Raw genomic sequence first — 4,746 nt, 5'->3', positions numbered from 1 at the left:
TTGAAGTTGGTGCAGATCAGATTGCCCCAACCACGATACATACGCTCAAAAATCTGATAGCCAGCAACCTTCTGGAAAGTACCAGCCATCGTATCCCAACCCGTTTCACCGCCGATGTACTTTTTCAGCGTGGACGGATTGATGAAGAACATCGTCTTGGGCGCAGCCAACCTCTTAGACAGAACGCGCATCTTTTTGCCATTCCACACAAACGCCACGGCCTCCGGCCAGCCATCCTCGGTGGGCATATTGATCGTCGGGGCCTGCTTATTGGTCAACAGTTCATTATAGGCGTTCAGAGAACCGGGATCGGTATAGATGATGGTGGGCATGGAACGGCCCCAGTTCACATCAATGGAATCGCAGACAGCACGCATACGACCAAGGGTAAGCGCCTCCGCAGTGCCGGGACTGCTGCCATATTTCACACACGCTTTGGCAAAACTCTGCGTGTCACGATCAAGGCCGGTGGTCAGCGGCGTACCGAAAGCGGTATCCGTATCATTAATCAAAGTTTCGATACCATTCCAGAAATAGGACGTAACAATCGTGGAACTGGTAACATAGGAATTGTGGGGATAGAGAACATCGCCACTCACAATGGTATCCGATGCGTGAGTGCCAGTAACCACGTTGGTGTCATAATTAACATCCGTAATGGTAATGCTGTCAATGTTCTCTGTCGAGCTGGTATAGGCATCCACAATCATACCAACACGCAGCCACCGGGCCGAATCAACCGTGAACACGGAAGTCGTGGCGGCGGTTGAGGTAACGGCGGTGAGGGTGGCCAGAATACCAGTACCCGGCTGATGAATCATAAATTCCCTCAACATCTCGTAAGCCGCAACGGTATCGCTGGTGTAGGTTTCCAGGGTTTTGACGATGGTATTCGGGTCTTTGCTCAGGAATACGGTTTCCTCGGTGAAGCGCATGGGAGCGCCGATCTTTTTGAGGTAGGTATATCCCTTCGCGTAGGCGGGAACATTGGCCGCACCATTAGCCGCACCTTCCGCAGTCAGGAAGGCCGACTCGTTGCCCTGGGTCTGGAACGTAAAGTTCAGCTTATCTTCACCTTTTTGATTGACGGTTTCAAACGGAATACCGTTATACAGCCAGGAGTCCATAAGCGGGACTTTGGTAACTTCTTTGGCATAAGCCTCTATAATAGCATTTACATAATCACTTCTTGCAACATTCGTAGCCATTTTAAATAATACCTCCTAAGTATTAGTTATTGGTTAATATAATTTCTTCTCCAGCCGGGATATTGAGGGTTTCCCTCACAATATCCATAATAGACTTGTTTTGGTCATTCGCACCGGCGGGTTTTGGTTGAATCGGAACATTGGCCGCAGATGACGGAGATACGGTCGGGCCTTTGGCTTTTCTTTGAATGTAATCATTCTCATAATAAGCCCTAACAGCTTTTTCGTTTTCTGGATTAGAGCGAATGATTTTCCACAGGTTGTCAACATTAGTGAAGCCGAACTTATCGGCAAAGTTAGCGGCGCTTTCCTCAATGGTACGCGGATATTCCCCGCGCCCCTGATGAAGCAAATCTGCGCCATAAATTGCCGCTAAAATCGTATCTTCATAATTCTGATCCTGCGGAATGAAATACTTGGACGAAGTGTTACGGTAATCTTCCCTAATCTGCATGGCAAGGGCTTGGGTTTTGGCCTGTCTGTTTTCCATTTCAAGCCTCTCAAGCCGCTCCTGCATCTCGCGCTCACGCTTGTTGGCGTTGGCAATATCTTCCCCAAGTTCTTCTCTCTCTTGCTCAAAAATCCTTTTGTTCTCCGCATCCCTCTTGGCTTGTTCAAATTCGGCCCGGATACGCTCGACTTCCGCACGTTCTTTGGCGGCTTCCTCGCGCTCACGCTTGGCCTTTCCCCACGTTCCATCAAGCCCCTGCTGAAAAGATTTCATCAGGGCAATACCGTTAGGATCTAACCTTGACGTATCAAGATTGATCTTTCCGGTTGCCTCGGCATCTTTGCACAGTTGCTTAATTTCATCCGGTGTGTAAAGCGGTTTAACCGCTTCCTTCGGCGTTTCATCTGCCGCTTTGGGTGCTTCACTCTCCGTTGGCTTTTCAGTAGCGGTTGGAGTAGTTACCCCTTTGGCTTCGGTAGCCGGTGTTTCTTTTGGTGCTTCGGTTGTAACAGGTGCAGTCGCCTCGGTGCTTGCTGGCGCAAACCCATATTGAACAGCCAGTGCGTCGGACAACTCAATCGTTGGTTCAGACATAAGTTAAACTCCTTGCGGTGCCGGTTGGCTTGCCGCTAAATCCATATTTTGTTCGGGCGGACGGCCACCCGTATCAATCGGTTCATTAGATGGCGGGGCCGGGAACTCATTCCCCGGAGCGCCGGGAGGTGGCCCCATTGGTGCGCTCGGAGGCGGCGGTAGCATATTTACCATACGGTCTATGTAACCCTCAATCGTACCCCTAACCACCGGATGCAATAAGTCAAATTCCGGCTGCTTGGTAAAATCAGTAAATACCTTAATGTGCGCGTTGGGATTGACATAGCGATTGACCGCATATTCTTTGCCGGGATTGGCCAAGATGTAATCCAGATACCGCTTCGCTTGGCGCTCGTCTTTGAATGTATCTTCACGCAACTTGGTAATATTCATCTTACGCATCAGTTCTTCCATAACCACACGCGGGTCAATTCCGGCCTGTTCAAATGCCGGGGTCTGCATAAGATTGGTGATCGCCGTAACCTGTGCATCATCGCTACGGTCAAATCCGCTGCCGACCTTAATATCAACATTGTAGTTATCGGCCAAATTCTCGCGTTTGAAAATAATGGCTTCCGGTCTTTTATTCTCGCCAATAATTGTAACAATGCGATCTTCCTGATAATACTTCTTGACGAGGAACAGGTAGCGCCTGACAATCTTCTGTACAAACTTTACCATGCGCTCGATGTCGGGGGCAAACATGACATTCTCACCGTTGACCAGTTCGTTGGTCGTACCGGTTGACATCTGACTGCCCTTCGGCGGAATCATGCCGAGGCCAAGGTCTTGAATGTGTGTTACGAACTTGGCAATATCAAGCAGTTGCCACCAGCGGCCATTGATATATTCGGGCAATGGATTGGCGGTCGATTGATGTGGCTGTGCATCCCCGGTGTATTCAACAATCTCGCCGCTCTGGTCATCAAAGGCAGACGGGTTAGTTACGCTTCCCTCTTTCACCAGCCATTTCAGATGCCCCATAGAATCGGCGTTCTCCGCAATGATGCTGCTGTTTTTATTCATATCCCGCTGAATGGGGATGATGGGATATGTAATGCCAAGACCGTAGAGGTCATTGTCTTGCGGGTTTACCACATAGGCAAAGAATGGGAGCATATCTGGTTCGGGGTTATCTTCCTCTACCAATGTATGCTCACCAATGACAATAACGTGCTTGCCATTGGGATACTTTTTGCATTTCTTAATCCAGATGTCATTTACGATTACAGAATTTTTAACTTCGGCATTTGGCCCATCGTCCACCTTTTTGCTTGCCTCTGCGATTTCGGGATGGGCGTCGTTCTTGCTCTGAGATTCAAGTTCGGTAATTCCGAGTTTCTTCATCTGCTCGGAAAATTCTTCTTCGGCAACCGACTTTTCTTTGGGGAACCGATGATTGACCTCTCTAAACTCCTCATCGCAGGTCGCATCGGCGTTGGGGTACAGATGAAGCGGGTTTACCTTCTCAAGAATGACCTCGCCAGTATATAATCCGCTTTGCTGGTTCTTATCATAATATACCTTTGCAATTCCAATTCCACCGACAGCCGCCGTTCTGGTGGTGTCATACAGTTTCATTGAGCCGTAAGCCACGCTTTTCCACCAATACTCTACGGCGGCATTTGTGGCCACATTTATATCCTCATCATAACTTTCGGTATTCGTTGAAAATGGCGAAGTGGTAGGAGTGGGAGAACCCTTCCACATCTTAGATGCGTAGGCATCGTTGAACGTCTTGCAAATATTGTATATGCAGCGGGTTTCCCTGGACATATAAACATCCTCAACCAAACCCGTAAGTTCGTTGAGTATTTTATACTGATCGCCACGATCAAATGCCTGACACCAAGCAATGCGCCCGAATTTCAGATTTACCTTTTGCGGCGCTTGACCACCGGCACCAATGCGTTCTTTGATCCATTCAACCCAGTTGGTCTTTTTTTCTTCTTTATTTTCGGCCATTAGTAATCCCTATTGATTTTATGAAGTTTTCCGTCTTTCCCCGCAATTAGTTTTTGCGGGTGACTGCCCAATTTAAATATTGCGTTCAGTTTTTCAATCAGGTCTTTGCCAAACTTGCCATCAATATCATCCTTGAGTGCTTTGGAATTACGATCAAATCTATCCAGCCACGCGAACAACACCACCCACCGCTCCTCAATGTCGGCATGGCGCCTTCTCGCCTCAAGGTTAGCAAAAATGCTAACTGCGATAACCGCCGCCAACTCAAAAATAATTAGGCCGCATACCACCAGCATATCTCACCCTCCTTGTTCCAGCTTTCTCTTTCTGAATATCGGGCCATCTTTTCGCCATGCGCTCAAAAAATTCGTGTACTTCCTTTTTCTTTTTTTCTTCTTCTGTTTTCTGGGTTACGGGTTTATTGACCAATCCCGGCTGTCCAACATATCCCCAAATATCAATCAGGTCATCCCCGTGTTTCATTTCCTCGCCACGGAAACGCGACATCTGCGCCTCTAACTTATTTTG

Annotated in this window: 5 protein-coding genes; all 5 read right to left on the bottom strand. The window is 48.2% G+C overall.

All coding sequences use genetic code 11. From position 1 onward, the window contains the following. The coding region (locus PHU49_14840; GenBank protein ID MDD5245283.1) for a hypothetical protein at positions 1-1,208 on the bottom strand (1,208 nt) is incomplete at its 3' end. Between the two features lie 22 nt (positions 1,209-1,230). Next, positions 1,231-2,253, bottom strand: a complete 1,023-nt coding sequence (locus PHU49_14835) for a hypothetical protein (protein ID MDD5245282.1) — start codon at positions 2,251-2,253, stop codon at positions 1,231-1,233. Between the two features lie 3 nt (positions 2,254-2,256). Further along, positions 2,257-4,218: a hypothetical protein gene (locus PHU49_14830; protein ID MDD5245281.1), complete on the bottom strand. Its 1,962-nt coding sequence runs from the start codon at positions 4,216-4,218 to the stop codon at positions 2,257-2,259. Then, positions 4,218-4,514 carry a hypothetical protein gene (locus tag PHU49_14825; GenBank protein ID MDD5245280.1) on the bottom strand — a complete coding sequence of 99 codons (297 nt, stop codon included), beginning with the start codon at positions 4,512-4,514 and terminating at the stop codon, positions 4,218-4,220. The genes PHU49_14830 and PHU49_14825 overlap by 1 nt, the downstream gene beginning before the upstream one ends. Next, on the bottom strand, positions 4,483-4,746 hold a 264-nt coding region (locus tag PHU49_14820), incomplete at its 5' end, for a hypothetical protein (protein MDD5245279.1). The genes PHU49_14820 and PHU49_14825, both read right to left, overlap by 32 nt.

Source organism: Syntrophorhabdaceae bacterium (assembly GCA_028713955.1).
GTDB lineage: Bacteria > Desulfobacterota > Syntrophorhabdia > Syntrophorhabdales > Syntrophorhabdaceae > UBA5609.
The sequence above is the reverse complement of the archived record's forward strand: the minus strand, read 5'-3'. Positions and strand labels throughout refer to the sequence as shown.

Excerpts from the sequence above, each read along its gene's own strand:
- PHU49_14835 (MDD5245282.1), bottom strand. The coding sequence starts at position 2,253 with ATGTCTGAACCAACGATTGAGTTGTCCGACGCACTGGCTGTTCAATAT.
- PHU49_14830 (MDD5245281.1), bottom strand. The coding sequence starts at position 4,218 with ATGGCCGAAAATAAAGAAGAAAAAAAGACCAACTGGGTTGAATGGATC.
- PHU49_14825 (MDD5245280.1), bottom strand. The coding sequence starts at position 4,514 with ATGCTGGTGGTATGCGGCCTAATTATTTTTGAGTTGGCGGCGGTTATC.